This window comes from Burkholderia sp. Bp9143 (assembly GCF_003853645.1).
Classification (GTDB): Bacteria; Pseudomonadota; Gammaproteobacteria; order Burkholderiales; family Burkholderiaceae; genus Burkholderia.
In genome coordinates this window covers 13,923-30,559 of sequence record NZ_QTPO01000076.1, presented here as the reverse complement: position 1 = coordinate 30,559, position 16,637 = coordinate 13,923, and the positions used below count along the sequence as shown (strand labels likewise).

The 16,637-nt window shown below is 58.8% G+C and carries 15 protein-coding genes; 10 read left to right on the top strand and 5 right to left on the bottom strand.

Annotated elements, in window-relative coordinates; genetic code table 11:
* The first annotated feature begins 322 nt into the window (after positions 1 to 322).
* Positions 323 to 1,315 (top strand): tripartite tricarboxylate transporter substrate binding protein, encoded by a 993-nt coding sequence (locus DIE23_RS36165; RefSeq protein WP_124617332.1) that lies wholly within the window; start codon positions 323 to 325, stop codon positions 1,313 to 1,315.
* 116 nt (positions 1,316 to 1,431) lie between these two features.
* On the opposite strand, the gene DIE23_RS36160 is transcribed toward DIE23_RS36165, so the two are convergent.
* Both DIE23_RS36160 and DIE23_RS36155 read right to left on the bottom strand, forming a co-directional pair.
* A complete protein-coding gene (locus DIE23_RS36160; RefSeq protein ID WP_124617330.1) occupies positions 1,432 to 2,481 on the bottom strand; it encodes an amidohydrolase in 1,050 nt (349 codons plus the stop codon).
* Between the two features lie 106 nt (positions 2,482 to 2,587).
* Positions 2,588 to 3,643: an amidohydrolase gene (locus DIE23_RS36155; protein WP_124617328.1), complete on the bottom strand. Its 1,056-nt coding sequence runs from the start codon at positions 3,641 to 3,643 to the stop codon at positions 2,588 to 2,590.
* 513 nt (positions 3,644 to 4,156) lie between these two features.
* Between DIE23_RS36155 and DIE23_RS36150 the strand changes: the two genes are divergently transcribed.
* The 8 genes from DIE23_RS36150 to DIE23_RS36115 all read left to right on the top strand — a co-directional run bounded on the left by DIE23_RS36150 (position 4,157) and on the right by DIE23_RS36115 (position 12,537).
* On the top strand, positions 4,157 to 5,386 hold the full coding sequence (locus tag DIE23_RS36150) for a CaiB/BaiF CoA-transferase family protein (protein ID WP_124617326.1): 1,230 nt from the start codon (positions 4,157 to 4,159) through the stop codon (positions 5,384 to 5,386).
* Between the two features lie 222 nt (positions 5,387 to 5,608).
* Complete coding sequence (locus DIE23_RS36145) at positions 5,609 to 6,076, top strand: tripartite tricarboxylate transporter TctB family protein (protein WP_260436331.1); 468 nt, start codon at positions 5,609 to 5,611, stop codon at positions 6,074 to 6,076.
* A complete protein-coding gene (locus DIE23_RS36140; RefSeq protein WP_124617324.1) occupies positions 6,073 to 7,623 on the top strand; it encodes a tripartite tricarboxylate transporter permease in 1,551 nt (516 codons plus the stop codon). The genes DIE23_RS36145 and DIE23_RS36140 overlap by 4 nt, the downstream gene beginning before the upstream one ends.
* A gap of 231 nt (positions 7,624 to 7,854) precedes the next feature.
* Complete coding sequence (locus DIE23_RS36135; RefSeq protein ID WP_124617322.1) at positions 7,855 to 8,625, top strand: enoyl-CoA hydratase/isomerase family protein; 771 nt, start codon at positions 7,855 to 7,857, stop codon at positions 8,623 to 8,625.
* Between the two features lie 80 nt (positions 8,626 to 8,705).
* The gene (locus DIE23_RS36130) at positions 8,706 to 9,872 is read left to right on the top strand and encodes an acyl-CoA dehydrogenase family protein (RefSeq protein WP_124617320.1); all 1,167 of its coding nucleotides are present in this window, start codon (positions 8,706 to 8,708) and stop codon (positions 9,870 to 9,872) included.
* 9 nt (positions 9,873 to 9,881) lie between these two features.
* Positions 9,882 to 10,757, top strand: a complete 876-nt coding sequence (locus DIE23_RS36125) for a 3-hydroxyacyl-CoA dehydrogenase family protein (RefSeq protein ID WP_124617318.1) — start codon at positions 9,882 to 9,884, stop codon at positions 10,755 to 10,757.
* 2 nt (positions 10,758 to 10,759) lie between these two features.
* Entirely contained in the window at positions 10,760 to 11,440 is a 681-nt protein-coding gene (locus tag DIE23_RS36120; protein WP_124617316.1) for a 3-hydroxyacyl-CoA dehydrogenase family protein, read from the top strand.
* Complete coding sequence (locus tag DIE23_RS36115; RefSeq protein WP_124617314.1) at positions 11,440 to 12,537, top strand: CaiB/BaiF CoA-transferase family protein; 1,098 nt, start codon at positions 11,440 to 11,442, stop codon at positions 12,535 to 12,537. The genes DIE23_RS36120 and DIE23_RS36115 overlap by 1 nt, the downstream gene beginning before the upstream one ends.
* A gap of 243 nt (positions 12,538 to 12,780) precedes the next feature.
* On the opposite strand, the gene DIE23_RS36110 is transcribed toward DIE23_RS36115, so the two are convergent.
* The 3 genes from DIE23_RS36110 to DIE23_RS36100 form a co-directional block, all read right to left on the bottom strand.
* Positions 12,781 to 13,659: an SDR family NAD(P)-dependent oxidoreductase gene (locus DIE23_RS36110; protein ID WP_124617312.1), complete on the bottom strand. Its 879-nt coding sequence runs from the start codon at positions 13,657 to 13,659 to the stop codon at positions 12,781 to 12,783.
* 64 nt (positions 13,660 to 13,723) lie between these two features.
* A complete protein-coding gene (gene mdtD / locus DIE23_RS36105) occupies positions 13,724 to 15,184 on the bottom strand; it encodes a multidrug transporter subunit MdtD (RefSeq protein ID WP_124617310.1) in 1,461 nt (486 codons plus the stop codon).
* A 77-nt stretch (positions 15,185 to 15,261) separates the two neighbouring features.
* The gene (locus DIE23_RS36100) at positions 15,262 to 15,831 is read right to left on the bottom strand and encodes a DUF2889 domain-containing protein (protein ID WP_124617309.1); all 570 of its coding nucleotides are present in this window, start codon (positions 15,829 to 15,831) and stop codon (positions 15,262 to 15,264) included.
* A gap of 309 nt (positions 15,832 to 16,140) precedes the next feature.
* Between DIE23_RS36100 and DIE23_RS36095 the strand changes: the two genes are divergently transcribed.
* Entirely contained in the window at positions 16,141 to 16,629 is a 489-nt protein-coding gene (locus tag DIE23_RS36095) for a MaoC/PaaZ C-terminal domain-containing protein (RefSeq protein ID WP_124617307.1), read from the top strand.
* The last annotated feature ends 8 nt before the right edge of the window (positions 16,630 to 16,637 follow it).

Below are 16,637 nucleotides of genomic sequence, written 5' to 3'. Positions count from 1 at the left end.
CAGAAGATCCTGATTGCGGAGGATGCGCTGGGGTACAAGCTGGCGGATCGCCACCACGGGAAGACGGGGCTGCGCGACATCCGCAAGGACGATGTGCTGAAGACCGCCGAGCATTGATTACAGTCCGCATGATCAACGGCGATCGCGAAGTGTTCATGTTTGCGCAATTCGCGTCCGCCTATCGAAGTCCTGAGCAACGCGAAGATTGACGGGATTGCATACGCGCCGCGTATGCGCAGTGTCGACTCGGAAACGGAAAACCGAGCGAGTCGGTTCGGGCCCGGTTTCGGGCTGACACATCCAATACAAGGTAGGAGACACCATGTCGGTAAAATCGTTCGCCCATAAGTGGTTATGTGGCGTTGCGGCGATGTTTGTCATCTCTGCGGCACATGCCGATACATTTCCATCAAAGCCGATCACGATCTACGTCGGCTTCGCGGCAGGGGGCGCGACGGACACCGTCGCACGCCTGTACGCGCAGAAGTTGTCGCAAGTACTCAATACACCTGTGATCGTCGAAAACCGGCCCGGTGCGAATCAGCTTCCCGCGATTCGTAGCCTTCAGTCAGCTCAGCCGGACGGCTATACGCTATTGGTTGCTGGCGGCAGCGCGCTGACGGAGGCGCCGGCCATCCGCTCGGGCCTCGGATACGATCCGCTGAAGGATTTCAGTCTGATTGGCAATATCGGGGCTCAGCCGTGCGTGTTGACCGTTGGCAACTCGGTACCCGCCAAGTCGGTCGCCGAGCTGATCGACTATGCGAAAGGTCATCCTGGTTCGCTGAACTATGCGTCATCTGGCGTCGGAACGGCGGGACATCTCGAGATGGTCTATTTTCAGCACGTCACCGGGACGAAAATGACGCATATTCCGTTCAAGTCGGATGCTGAAACCTCGCGAGAAATGATGGCGGGTACCGTGCAGCTCGATATGCTGACCGCGCAGTTCGCGATACCGCTTGTCAAGTCCGGAAAACTGAAGGGATTAATGATTACCACATCCCAGAAGCAACCGTATTTGCCCGATGTGCCGGGTCTTGACGGCGCAAATGTGAAAGGCCTCGAAGGTCTGGATCCGTGTACCTTCTTCAGTCTTCTCGGGCCGGCCGGAATGCCGATCGACGTGGTCACGCGGCTGAATGGGGCGCTCAACAAAATCTCGACGATGCCCGATGTCGTCAGCCGGATGCGCGAGTCGATGTATATCGACCCGGTACAAAGCACGCCAGCGACGTTTCGGCAGTTCGTCGAGAAGGAACTCGGTAAATGGCAGGCGGTTGCAAAAGCGGCAAATCTGAAGCTGGCTCAATAAGCGCTGGGATTCACGCTTCGTTTTCGCCTTTCCGGAAGGGCACGATGACGTGCCCTTTTCCCTTTTGGGCGCATGCGAACCGATTCGCATCGATCGGTTCGGACACCGATCTTATATCAGGGAAGTCGATAAACGCGTCGCGCAGTCGCGCTGAACAGCGCGTTCTTTTCGTCGACGGAGCATCCATCGGTGATGTGCTTATACATGTTCCAGAGGCTTCCGTATCCGAAACCGGCCTTGTCCACTGGGAAATTCGACGACGCCATGCACCGGTCGACGCCGAACAACTCGATGCAGGGCTCGATATACGGGCGCCACAGCTTCGCCAATTCACGAGATGTCGGTGGCCTGTCGGCGGCAGTGAAATCGAAATTGCCAATATGCATCAGGATGCCACCAAGTTTCACCGACACGTTCGGGCATCGAGCAAGTTCTCGCATGCTCGCAAGCCAGTTCGCGTGAATCTTGTCCGCCGCATTCGCATATGGCCCGTGGCCGACCGGACTCCCGGAGTGAATCAGCACGATGTTCGCCTCCGGGTGCGCATGCGCGAGCGATGTGACATCGGGGATTTGCGGATGAAAGACACTGGCCTCGAATGAAAGTCCGAGCGCGGTAAGCGCATCGATACCTTTCCCGAAAGCCGCCTCACGATACAGGCCTGGGCCCTTGGCTCCCCCGGGCCCGCGAACCGCCGGATCGGCGTCCCACTTGGCGCTTTGACGTACCGCCCGGAAACGCCCATTGGCCGCCGCGATATGTGCTTCCAGCACTTCCTGCGTAAGCTTACCGAGCGTCAGATCGGCGCAGCCCACGATCCCGGCCGCCGCCCGACATGACATGTACTTTCCGCTTGCGGCCATTGCGGCGATGCCCACCGCGAATTCCGTTTCGCCTACGCATCGTAAATGCTCGGGACCGTCCGTGCGGTACATCGCACCGCATTCGATGGCTACGGTCGCTTCGACACGGTGTCCTGAGTCGGCGAGATCACGCGCGAACTGTTGAATCAAGTATGTGTTTCCGGTGCGATCCCAGAAGTGCAGATGCGGATCGACGATGGCGATGTGCGATTCTACGGGGTCCTCGGGTTGAGCTCGTGCCAGCCATGCTTCGTTGGGAGGTTGAGTGCGTCCGAATACGGATACCGGAAAATTTTGGCTCATCGTTGAATACCCATGCTGATGCGAGACGGGGGGGGATGGTGATGTTCAATCAGTGGGAACCGACGCGACGATCGCTGCCGGCTCCAAAACTACCTACGACCAGCTGTCAGTCGTCAAGGTGATAGACGCGCTTTGCCGTGCCGCTGAAAATCAGGGCTTTCTCATCGGCGGAGCATCCGGACGTTATACGCTTGAATACGTTCCACAGCGTTCCGTACGTACAACCCGCCTTGTCTACCGGAAAATTGGACGATGCCATGCAACGTTGAGCACCGAACAGTTCGATGCAAGGTTCGATATAGGGTCGCCACAATTCGGCAAGCTTTTTGGACGTCGGTGGTACTTCAGCTGTCGTGAAGTCGAAATTGCCCAGGCACATCAGCAAGCCGCCCATCTTGACCGACACGTTGGGGCATGTCGCGAGCTCGCGCATGCTGGCGAGCCAGTGCGCATGGTTCTCGTCCTCCTTGCCTGCATATGAACTGTGGCCGACCGGACTCCCGGAGTGAATCAGCACGATGTTCGCATTAGGGTGCGCGCGCGCGAGTACGGTGACGTCGGGAATTTGAGGGTGAATGACGCTCGCGTCGAACGCCAGGCCCATTGCGCTCAGCATGTCGATTCCCTTGCCAAAGGCAGGCTCCAGGTATAACCCGGGGCGATCGGCGCTCACCGGCCCGCGGACGACTGGGTCGGGATCCCACTTTGCCCGCTGGCGGATACCCTTCAGACGGCCGTTGGCAGCGTTGAGATGAGCCTCGAGCGCTTCCGCGGTCTGATCGCCACGCATCAGGTCGGCAAACGCGACAATGCCCGCCGCTGCGCGAACCGACGTGTATTTTCCACTCGCAGCGAGTGCGCCCATGCCGACGGCGAACTCCGTTTCGCCGACACTTTTCAGATGCTCCGGACCATCGGCACGATAAAAGGAGTTGCATTCGACAAAGACGGTCGCCTCGATGTTGTGTCCGGACTCCGCGGCATCGTGGGCGAATTCCTCGACAAAGTACTTGTATCCGCTCTTGTGGTGCCAGAAGTGCACATGTGGATCGATGATCGGAAGGTCGGGGTCGAGTGGCGTTTCGCGACTCGCGCGCGACAGCCATTCTTCGTCGGGGCGTTGCGTCTGTCCAAAGACGGAAGGGCGGGATGATTGGGTCATGGATTATTCCTGAAGCGATGCACGAAAGCGCGTGAACTGCACCATCGCGACGCAAACGCGCGTTACGAAGTTGTCTTTATCGAAGGACGTTTGGGGTCACGGCAACTGACGTCCCCGATTTTCCGACGCGATTGGTGTTGGCTCCGTTTTCAGCGTCGGATAGGCCGGAGCACCACTAATTTTCAGCAAAACCTATGCCAGTGGCGGCTTGGGGCGTAATAAGACGCCTTGTCGCAGACGCCCGACGGAGTGGCGTCGCGCATCTTGTTGATGTCTTGAGCGAGCTCTACGGGCCTCGGCAGAGTTGCTAATGCCCGGTGTTCACGCCGACGACACATGCGTGTGTTGTCGAGGCACGCTGGCCACATCGAAGACACGACGCCAAGCTGACAGCTCGATTTGGAGGTGACTGCGTGGGGTAAGGAAACGACTTCGTCGTGATGGTGCGCGGTTGACGACATGGCATGAGACTTGCCCTGCTAAGCCCGGGCACTCATCCCTTTATGAAAAAACATGAACGCTTTCGATCAATTGCCGACGCTTTGCGAAAAATCACCCTTGAAATTACTCGACGGCGTGCGCGTGCTGGACATGACGTCGTCCGTCGCGGGACCATATGCCACCTTGCTTCTTGCCGATTTCGGGGCGACTGTCGTAAAGATCGAGTCACCCGGGCAAGGAGACGACGTTCGTGCCTGGGGGCCTCCATTTCTCGATGGGGAATCGCTGTGGTTCCTCAGCGTGAACCGCAATAAGCACAGTCTCACACTCGACTATGGCAAGCCGGACGGGCTCGAGGTACTGCGACGAATGGTCGAGAGCGCGGACGTGGTGATCGTCAACCGGACGGCGCCCATTCAACGCAAGCTCGGCATTGACTATGAGAGCCTTCGGCAAATCAATCCGCGGCTCATTCATGCATCGATTTCGGGGTTTGGTCTCGAAGGCGAGCGCAGCGACATGCCTTGCTACGACCTCATAGCGGAGGGCTACAGCGGCGTGATGGACCTCACGGGCGAAGGCGATGGCGATCCGCAGAAAATCGGCACGCCGGCAGCTGACCTGCTTGCCGGTAGCGACGCGGCGCTCGCAGTGCTTGCCGCACTTGTCGACAGAAATCGCACCGGGCAGGGGCACTGTATCGACGTCTCGATGATCGAAAGTATGACGCGCTTCATGACGCCGCGCATTGTTCCATATCTTGGTTCTGGCGAGGTTCCGAGGCGCTCGGGCGGGCGCGATAGCGTCATTGCCGTGTACCAGGTGTTCGAGGCGGCCGACGCGCCACTGACGATTGGTCTTGGAAACGACGGGATCTGGAAGCGCTTCTGGCGCGCGCTTGGCGAACCGGAATTCGGGCAGGCGCCCTGCTACGCAAGCAATAGCGATCGACGTCAATTGCGCGACGAGATCGTCGAGAAGATCCAGTCAGTCATCGGCACGCGCTCACGCGACCATTGGCTGAGTGTCCTTCGCGAAGCGCGTATTCCGGCCGGCCCGATCAATCGAATCGACGAGGTCGCCGGCGATCCCGAACTGCGTCGCCGCGGCTTTTTCTACACTGTACCGCGAGGTGACGCACAGATCCCGCAGGTCGGCCTCGGCATCCACGTTGACGGGAATGCGCATACGTTTCGAAAAATGCCACCGCGCCTCGGAGAGGACAGCGAAGACGTGCTGCGCACATGGGCCAATGTCGATGCGGACACGCTCGCCCGGCTCAAGGGGGACGGCATCGTGTAAAGCACGTCGCAAGTCAGTAGAGCATCACCGGGACGCGTGACGCGCGTGAACGGATTCAAACCTCGGAGCACATTCAAATACAGCATCCGATGGAGGAGACATGAGGCAGGCATCGTTATTTGAAGGTCGATGCGGGACGTGTGTATCCCGTATCCACTCGGCATACAACCGGTGGGGCATGAAGTTGCCTCGCACTCGCGTGGCAACCGCCCTGGAGGCGTCATGATCCATGCACGCAGCCTGAACAAGGACGTTTGGGGTGGTCTACTCATGATCGGTATCGGGATCTGGGTCGCCAACCATTCGATTTCCTATAGCGTCGGTTCATTGACGCACATGGGGCCCGGCTACTTTCCATTGACTCTGGGTGTGATTCTCGTACTGGCCGGTGTCGCGATTGGCTTCAAAGGAGCAATCGCGGAACGTCGTGTATCGAAGGCACCTGCTCGTGCGGAATGGAAGGCATGGCTTCTGATTTGTGCAAGCTTGTTGGCATTCGTAGTGTTTGCCAAATACCTCGGACTTGTTGCAGCGACAGTCGCGACGGTCTTCATTTCGGCGCTTGGTGACCGGGCTAACTCGTGGCGCAACGCGGCTATCCTCGCGCTCTCCATGGCAGTGGTCGGCACCATCATATTCGGATGGGCGCTGAAGGTTCAACTACCTCTGTTCAAGTGGGGTGGCGCATGATCGGGCAAACGCTACATGATCTCTGGTATGGGTTTTCGGTGGCGGTCCTCCCGCAGAACCTGGTGTGGTCGTTCTTTGGTGTATTGGTCGGCAATTTGATCGGCGTGCTACCCGGAATGGGCGCGCTTTCAACCATTGCGATGCTATTACCGTTGACCTACACCATGCATGCGGTGCCGGCATTGCTGATGCTGGCTGGCATCTTCTACGGATCGCAATATGGAGGTGCGATCGGTGCGATTCTGCTGAATCTCCCTTCACATCCACCGCATGCGGTAACGTGCATCGACGGCTATCCGTTGACCAAAATGGGGAAGGGCGGAACGGCACTCGGAATCACGATGATTTCGTCGTTCTTCGCCGCGTCGGTTGGGATCGTTGTGATGATCGTCGCATCCCCGTGGCTCGTAAAGGTCGCATTCGAATTCGGTCCGGCCGAGATCTTCTCCATCATGCTCCTGGGCTTGATTGCAGGCTCGACGATGGCGCGGGGCTCCGCGCTCAAGGGCATCGCAATGACGACGCTTGGCCTTCTGTTCGGTATCGTCGGAACTGACGTCAACACCGGTGTCGAACGATTCACGTTCGGGTTCATTGAACTGTCCAACCATCTCGAACTGGTCGCGCTTGCCATGGGGTTGTTTGGCGTTGCAGACTTCCTGCGCAACGTCAACCGAGTGCATCACGTCGGCACGCAGGCGAAGGTGCGATTGCGTGACATGCGACCATCGTTGTCCGAACTGAAGCAATCTTTCATGCCGATGCTTCGCGGGACATTCGTCGGAACGTTGTTCGGCGCAATTCCAGGAACCGGCCCGACGATCACAACGTTTCTGGCCTATGCGCTCGAACGGAAGGTGTCGAAATCGCCGGAACGATTCGGGCAGGGCGCAATCGAGGGTGTAGCCAGCCCCGAAGCGTCGACGCATGCGAAGACGCAGGTCGACTTCATTCCGACCATGAGCCTCGGTATTCCGGGCGATGCGGTGATGGCGCTACTGCTCGGTGCGCTTCTGATCCAGGGTTATCAGCCGGGACCACAGCTGATTACTGAGCATCCGGATCTGTTCTGGGGGTTGATCGCGAGTTTCTGGATCGGCAATGTTTTGCTGCTGATTCTGAATGTGCCGATGATCGGTGTTTGGGTAAAGGTTCTGCAAGTGCCGTATCGCTATATGTATCCATCTGCACTCTTTTTCATCGCGGTCGGCGTCTATAGCACCAACAACAGCCTGTTCGAAGTGGGCGAGGTTTTGGCGTTCGGTCTTCTAGGCGCCGTGTTGCTGTCGCTTGATTTTCCCGTCGCCACGATCCTGCTCGGCTACGTGCTCGGGCCGATGGTCGAGGAGAACTTCCGTCGGTCGTTGCTCCTATCACGCGGCGATCTACTCGTGTTCTTCCAGCACCCGATCAGCGCAGTGTTCATGTCGATCTGCCTACTGCTTGTGGTCGCACAATTGCTCTTTGCATGGCGCGGGACACGGGCGGGCAAACGGGGCGAACATTCAGACGAGTTGCCATCGATTGGCGGTGCAGGGATCGAATAGTGGGCCGCTAGTCGGGGCAATATCACGAAAGGCACTGGACATGCCGTGCGGGGACGTGGGCGACGCGTCCCCGCGTCGGATTGTCGCGATGGGCGACACGATGTCCTCGGCGCAGACACTTGACGATGCTAGATCACCGATTCATGCGGATCATATGGCTGGCGCGATGTTTGCTTTCTGATAATCAGTCAGGTGGAGTACCGCCGCTCTACAAGTCGTCAGGAGAGTTACATGCCGATCCAAACCTGTGTCGAAGGCCCGATTGCATACATCACGCTGAACCGGCCCGAAGCACTCAACGCACTGAGCTTCGAAGTTCTGCAGGAACTGTCGGACGCATTCGACAGTGTTGCTGCATCAGATGCACGCGCGCTCGTCATTACCGGGCAGGGCGAAAAGGCGTTTTGCGCCGGAGCTGACATTCGTGAGCTGATGGGCCGGAAGCTCATCGCCGAGCGAAATGGCGCGCTGTTCGGCCAGGCAACGTTTGCCAAGCTCGACCGTTTGCCTATTCCGTCGATTGCCGTCATTCACGGCTACGCATTCGGTGGTGGGCTCGAATTGGCGATGGCATGCACCTTCCGTATCGCGACGAAAAAAGCAAAGGTCGGCCTGCCGGAGATCAAGTTGGGCCTGATCCCGGGTTACGGCGGTACGCAGCGCTTGCCTCGTCTCGTCGGGCAGGCCAGGGCTCTCGATATCGTTATGTCAGGTAGAACAGTTGCTGCCGAGGAGGCGGAACGCATCGGGCTTGTGAACTGCATCGTCGAGGACGGCGATCCGCGGGCGCTCGGTGCTGAATATGCGAACCGGTATATCGGTTTCAGCAAATGCGCATCATCGTTCGCACGTGAAGCGGTACGCCGTGCCGCCGATGTCGACTTGAGCGAAGGACTCAGCATCGAAGCCGATTTGTCGACGCTTGCGTACCGTACGCAGGATGCGGTCGAGGGCATGCAGGCCTTTCTCGAGAAGCGCCAGCCGAACTTCAAGGATGCGTGATTGCGAGATGCGCGTGTAGCGGCGGATATCCGATCGCAACAGCAGCGCGTCGATTGTTCTCAATTGAATCGGAACATGGAATGAACATACTGGAGAGAATCGATTCGCGTATTCGCCTGAGCGACGATGAGCGAATGATCGTGGATAGCGTGCAGGCGCTCGCACGAGATCAGATTGCGCCTCGCGCGGCGGAATACGACCGAACAGGGACGTTTCCACGGGAAAACATCGATGCGATCAACGAACTGGGTCTGAACGCAATGTTCATCCCGGACCAGTACGGTGGTGCACAACTCTCGTTCACTTGCTACGCGCTGTGCGTGCGCGAAATCACGAAGGCGTGTGCGGCGACAGGCATTATCTGGGCAACCAATTTTCACGCAATCAAGCCGTTGATCGAATACGGTAACGATGCGCAGAAGGCTCGTTTTTTGCCGGCTGTCGCGGGTGGCGCCCTGGCGTCGCTGGCGATCACTGAGCCGGGCGCGGGTTCCGATGCGACCGGCATGAAGACGATGTTCCGCGAGGACGGCGACGAGATCGTGATCAATGGTGGCAAGACATTCATCACCAACGGTGACGTCGCCGACCTGTATCTGCTGTTCGGCAAGTGGGACGGCATCGAGGATCCGAAGCGCGCAATCTCGGTGCTGATTCTCGAGAAGGGAACTCCGGGCCTCAGCGTGATCGGTGTCGAGGACAAGATGGGCACGCGCGCATCCGGCACGGCGACGCTTTCGTTCGACAACTGCCGTGTGCCTCGCGCGAACCTCGTCGGCGAACCCGGTGACGGATTGCGGATCCTGCTTGGATCGCTGAACCGCTCGCGGCCGAGCGTGGCGGCTCATGCGCTTGGTATTGCACGAGGCGCTTTCGAGGATGCTGTCGCCTACATCAACGAACGCAAGCAATCGGGGCGGAAGGTGATCGAATTCCAGGGCATCCAGTTCATGCTCGCCGATCTTGCGTCGGAGCTTGCGCTGTGTGAATCGTGGCTCTGGCAGGTGGCCGGCATGATCGATGCCGGAGAAGCCGATTTCGGCATCGAGGCGTCGATGCTCAAGATGCGGGCGTCGGACGCTGCGATGCGCATCACCACGGACGCAGTCCAGTTGCTGGGTGGTTATGGATACTGTTCCGATTATCGCGTCGAGCGATTAATGCGTGATGCCAAGATCACGCAGATCTGGGAAGGAACCAACCAGGTCCATCGGCAACTGATCGGGCGTAGCTTCATTCTCAAATAGGAGGCGCGTATGGCGCAAATCAAGACAGTAGGAATCGCCGGAAGCGGAACGATGGGTATGGGTATCGCGATCGTCGCGGCCCGCGCCGGGTTTGTGACCCGCGTATACGACACTCGGCAGGACGCGCTCGATCGCGCTCGCGGTCAGGCGGAAGGCTTCCTAAAGAAGTCCGCGGAGCGCGGCAAACTGCCCGCGGACGCGGTGCCGGAGATCATGTCGCGCTGGCACGGTACGACCAAGCTCGAGGATCTCGCCGATTGCGATGTCGTGATCGAGGCCGTGTTCGAAGATCTGAAGGTCAAGCACGAGTTGTTCAGCGCGTTGGACAAGGTTTGTCCGCCGCATACACTGTTTGCATCGAACACCTCGACCATTTCGATCACGGAAATCGCGGGTGGATCGGGCCGCCCGGATCGCTTCGTCGGCTTGCATTTCTGCCTGCCAGCCCAACTGATGAAACTGATCGAGATGTCGCCGGGAATGAATACCAGTGATGAAACGTTCGAACGTGCGTGGGCTTTCGCCGAAGCGCTCGGTCAGCGGCCGGTTCGGACTCAGGATACGCCAGGCTTCATCCTCAACTACTTCCTGATTCCGTTCAACAACGATGCGATCCGGCTCGTGGAACAAGGTGTGGCAGAGCCCGCAAACATCGACAAGGCGATCAAAACGGCACTTGGTTATCCGATGGGGCCGATGGAACTGCTGGACCTCGTCGGAATGGATACGCAGCGTCTGCTTTGCGAAGCTATGTATGGCTTGACGCACGAGCCGCGCGCTGCGTGCCCGCCACTCGTTCGGCGAATGATCGCTGCCGGCCGCCTCGGCAAGAAGACGGGCCGCGGATTCCACACGTACAACGACACGAAGATGTTCGGAGCATGACAATGAGTTATCGAATTATCCAGAAGGGCAAGAGCCGCTCTTTCCACGAAGGTCACGATTTTGTCGACGCGGCGCGTGATGACGCGGCTCCGCGCGTCTATATCGGGGTGGAGGCGGGTGCAGCGTACTCGAGCGACAAGTCCGGCGGCTGGAATCCTGCGGATGCCCCATACGTCGCGATTGAACTTGAGCATGAATGTCTCGCCGTTCATACCGGCGACTCCGCGACAGCCGACCGCACCGGCGGTGCCGCGCCGAACGTGTTCGGCTTCGCACGGTTTCGACTCGGCGACGCGGAGCCGAGCAAGCTGATCGAACTCGTCAAGCCGGCTCAGGCCGACGAGTCGGCGCTGGCACAGGCGAAGCAGGCATTCGAGGACGCTGGTTTCGTTGTGGCGATCTGCGGTGACTTTCCTGGCCGAATCGTGGATCGACTGGTGCGACCGTATTACAACGCCGCGCTTCGCCGTCTCGATGAGAAACTGGCGAGCGCATCGGATCTCGATACAACGCTGCGTCTCGGGCTCGGCTACCCGGAAGGGCCGATTGCGCTGCTGGAGCGCACTGGTCTGAACCATCACTATCGCGTGACCCAAGCGCTTTATGAAGCGCTCGGCGATGGCGCCTATGCACCAGCCAGGCGTGCGCAGGTCGCCCACCAACGCGAACGAGACGGCGAATAATGTCCGCGCCGCTGAGGGGCATCAAGGTCGTCGATCTGAGTACGCTGCTGCCGGGGCCGCTGTGCACTCTGCTCCTCGCTGAAGCAGGAGCAGACGTCGTCAAGATCGAGCGGACCCGCGGCGGCGACGAGATGCGTTCGTACGTGCCAAAGGCCGGGCCCGACAGTGTGAACTTCGGTATGCTCAATCGTGGCAAGCGGTCGGTGGCACTCGATCTGAAGAGTGCAGCCGGCCGCGAAGCGGCCTTGGCGCTGATCGATGAAGCGGATGTGCTCGTGGAGCAATTCAGGCCGGGCGTCATGTCGCGACTCGGTCTCAGCTACGAGCAAGTGACCGAGCGCAATCCGCGCATCGTCTACTGTTCGATCACCGGCTACGGCCAGCGTGGCCCAAAAGCGGACGTGGCTGCGCACGATCTCAACTACCTCGCGGAAACCGGGATGCTGGCGCTGTCGTGCGACACGGACGGTGCACCGGTTTTGCCGCCTGCGTTGATCGCGGACATCGGCGGCGGTGCGTACCCGGCAGTCGTCAATATCCTTCTGGCGCTGAAGCAGCGTGACGTGACCGGCGACGGATGCTGGCTGGATATCTCGATGGCGGACAACCTGTTTCCGTTCATGTACTGGGCATTGGGCAACGGTATGACTGGGAATGGCTGGCCGAAATCGGGCGATGAACTCGTCACCGGCGGCACCGCGCGCTATCAGGTGTACAGAACGCTCGATGATCAGTTTCTCGCGGCCGCCCCACTGGAGGAAAAGTTCTGGACAAACTTCACGCATGTCATTGGCGCGCCTGAACTCGCAACCAAGACGGGAAGTGAACCGGGCGTCAGGGAGAGAGTCGCAGAACTGATCGTCGGCGCCACAGCCGATACGTGGGTTGCGCGCTTTGCCGAAACGGACACATGCACCGTCCGGGTCGTACCGCTGGAGCAAGCTGTCAAGGATCCGCATTTCAGAGGTCATGGACTATTCGATCGCCAGGTGCGGATGCCGGGTGGACGGATAATCGACGCACTCCCGGTGCCGATTGTCGACGCATTCCGCGGCGATGAATCGATACGCGACGCCCCCGCGCTTGATAATCCGTGATGCTGCTACTCGTGCCGTCGTCAAATTTGCAAAATAGAATGGCCACGCTTCCAGCGGTCGGGTCGTAGTGAGCACCGGTGTGTCGGGCATCAAAGTCGTGCGGCTCCGTGATGTTTAAAGGGATGTCCGGGGCGACCGGTAGCCATAAAATCTGCTATCGCCTGTGACGTGTTTTCGGCTGCGGTATCCCAAATCCGCAGCGTCTCCCGAGATGATGATCGAAGCGTGGGGAGCACGACCGGGTTAGTATGTATGGCCTCGTTCCCTTGCTTCACGCAGTGTTTCGGTCATGCCGCTGGGAACCACGAAAGTGTTGATCGAGAAACCACCGCAGCAATTGATCGTCTGTCCAGTGATGAATGAAGCCGCGGGTGATGCCAGGAACACCGCGAGGTCTGCCATCTCGCTTGCATAACCGAGACGTCCCAGAGGAATTTGTCGGAATCGTTCAGCTCTGATCTGCGGGGATTGCATCTTCCGGGCAAGTGGGGAATCGATCGTACCCGGAATGACGACGTTCACCCGAATGCCGTCGATTGCCCATTCCAGTGCCATTTGTCGACTCATTGCAATTAGTGCTGCCTTCGTTGGCCCATATGCGGAGTGGCGAGCGAATCCGGTCAAGCCTGCCAACGACGCGACGTGGACAATCGCAGGAGCAGGACTCTTCCGCATATGAGGAACGCATGCCCGGGCGAGCAACATCGGACCGTGCACATTTGTCTGGAATGCGAGATTCCAGTCCTTCATGTCCACATTCTCCAACATGGCGTTCGCACTCCAGGTCGCCGAGTTGATCAGTACATCAAGCCGACCGTAGGCGTCCTCGGTCTTCTGTACGGCTGCCTCGATGTCCTGTTCACTCGCTACGTCCATGGCGATGGCCACTGCCTGGCCACCATGCTCAGTGATTTCGGCCGCCACCAGCTCTGCATTCTCGAGCCGTAGATCTGCCACCACCACTACGCCGCCGTTCGCCGCGAAAGTACGCGCAGTCGCCGCACCCATGCCGCTACCGCCCCCAACGACGAGCGCGACAAAACCCTCGATAGTTGACCGACGCATCCAATCCAACGGGCGTTGATCCGGTGGCATGTCGGTGTATGTTGTATCGTTCGTCATCTATTTCTCTCCAGAAGCAAGTTTCGGGTAACGCTACCTGTTCTCCTACGACTCGGGTCGCCGCTCAAGCTTCCTCAACTTGTGTCTGGACACCGCCCGAGGCAGGTCGGGCTTCGGGTGTCAGTTGGGCGAAGATCAGAGCTGACGATGCAGTTACGAACCCAATGCACGCAAAGGTTGCATGAAACGCTGTTAGTGTCTGGGCGAGTGTTTGGTGACCGAAAAAAGAAGTGAACTGGTCCAGTAGTGCACCTGCAATCGTCACGCCAAGACTCATCGACAACATCTGCGCCAGTGAAAATAGGCTGTTTCCGCTGCTGGCGCCGGCCGTTCCGAGATCCTTCAGCGTAATCGCGTTCATGGCAGTAAATTGCATTGAATTGACTGCGCCGAAGAGCGCGAACTGCAAGATATGAAGCCATAGCGGCTGTTGTCGGGACGTCAGCGCGAAGCTCGCCATGGTCAGGCCGACCATCAGAGTGTTGCCCAACAGAACATTGCGGTAACCGTACGCGTTGATCAATTGAACGACGACGTGTCGGGCCACCATTCCGGCTGCGGCGACTGGCAGCATCATCATGCCTGCATGAAACGGGGTGTAACTAAGACTCACCTGGAGCAGCAACGGCAGCAGATACGGCATTGCGCCGCCACCGATTCGTGCGAACAAGTTTCCGAGCAGCCCGATTTTGAAGGTCCGGATGGCGAATAGCTTCAGGGAAAACAGGGGATCAGGGGCGTGCGCGGCGTAAAGGCCGTATAGGGCGAGGCCCGCGAATGCGGAGGCGGCCAGGACAAATACGGCGCTACCCGTGAGGGCGAATTCGGCGGCTCCATCGAGTGCGAGCGTAATCGATAGCATTGCGACAGCGAGCATCAAATAGCCGATGAGATCGAATCGTGCCCGTGACCGTAGCGGTTCACCATACATGTAGATGGCAGTCGCGACGCACCCGATCACGCCGACGGGAACGTTGATCAAGAATACCCAGTGCCACGACGCCGCTTCGGTGAGCCAGCCGCCGAGCATGGGGCCGACCAGCGGGCCGATCAGCCCGGGAATCGCAATAAATGTGAGCGCTGGCAGGTAGCGTTCGCGCGGGAAGGAACGAATGACCGCGAGGCGGCCGATGGGTAGCAGCATCGAGCCGCCTATGCCCTGCACGACGCGGAACAACACCAATTGGCCCAACGTTTGTGCATTCGCGCAGAGTAGTGAACCGATCGTGAAGATGACGATGGCAGAAAAAAACACCCAGCGAGTACCGAGCCTATCCGCCAGGAACCCGGAAATCGGGATCATCAGGGCCATCGTGAGCGAGTAGGCGATGACAACAGACTGCATGTGGAGCGGCGCCTCGCCAAGGCTTCGAGCCATCGCAGGAAGAGCCGTATTGACGATCGTGGTATCGAGCGTCTGCATGAAGAATCCCGTCGCCACGAGCCAGAGCGTGATCGTGAGTTTGCGCTCGCTCGCACGAGTCGCGGCGGCTTGGGATTGCTGCAGATTTGAATGGTCGCGCATGGCGGCGGGGTGTTTTTAGCGCTGGTTGAGGTATGGGCGGTGATAGACGGGGCCGACGGATGCGGGGCATTTCATCGTTACTCGGCGGTTGGTGATTCCTGCGCCTTGAAGTGTTTTGGCCACCTCATCCTCACGACGTCGCGATATTCCGCGTAGGCGTAACAGGTGTTCAAGGCTGCTGGTTTGGCGTTCGCATCGAGGACACTGCTAGGCGCGCCCTTCAGGCTACGAACGCCCTGGATCAGGGTCGTGGCCAGCGGAATGAGCACTTCCCTCAGGTGGGTGCAGCTCGCCGACCCGCGAAGGCGTTCCTTAACCAGTGAAGACCATCCTTTTGCAATCCTCTCGCCCACGAGTACATTGAGTGTTCCGGCCGCTTCCCTGCATAGCTGGAACGGTGTGGCGTCCGAAGCCGCCTCAATTCGCTGAATCGTGTACTGATCATCGACCGTTATGCGAACCCAGAGATCGTGAAGTGGTTCGCCGGCAGGCAGTGGATCCGGCCGCCCTGCATGGGGGAAGTCGAATGGCTTGCGATCAATCAGATGAGCTTCGACGTCATAGAGCCCATCATCGCGTGCATAAGTCTTCATATCGATCACGCGTTGATGGACCTCTCGACGAGCGCTGGCATCGGATAAAGGCATGAGACAGACCTCCGGGACGGGGAAGACGGCCGACCCGAACCGATCGGCCGAAATAGAGTTCACTTACGAGAAGCCAGCAAGCGCCATGCCAGATTGCGTTTTGGGTTCCGGCGCGTTATCCGTCTCAGACCAAGGCGCGGGCCAAACAAGAATTGAGTGTCAACGGAAAAGACACTGTGTTGTCGAGCTTGACATCGACACTTTCAGATATGCACCGATTGCCGTTGAATACTGGCCTTCGCTGCGACATGCTTGAAGGCACGATCATTGCTTGATTGTTCGATATTCATTCATGCAAGGAGATCGGTCATGTCGACACGGCGAGGGCTGTACTGGGAAGACTTCGAGGTAGGCAAGGTTATTCGAACACCGGCGCGCACCATTACCTCGACCGACATCGTGAATTTCGCGTGTCTAACGGGCGATTTCAATGAGGTCCACACGAACTGGGAATACTGCAAGACGACGCAGTTCGGCGAGCCGATTGCGCACGGTCCTCTTGTCTACGGAATCATGGGTGGCCTGCAATATGCGAGCGGTGTCAACGACGGCACGCTGCTCGCGCTACTCCAAATCGACAAGTGGCGCATGCTCGTTCCAGTGAAGCACGGCGACACGCTGCACGCAGAGATGACGGTGATCGAGCGCAAGGAATCCAGAAAGCCGGATCGCGGGACGGTCAAGATGGAACGTCGATTCGTGCGTCACGACGGTACCGTCGTGCAGGAGATGGAGGTGACGATGCTCTATCGCCGCCGGCCGAGGGAGTCGAGCGAGTCCGCGACGAGCGCGACATAAATCGCAAA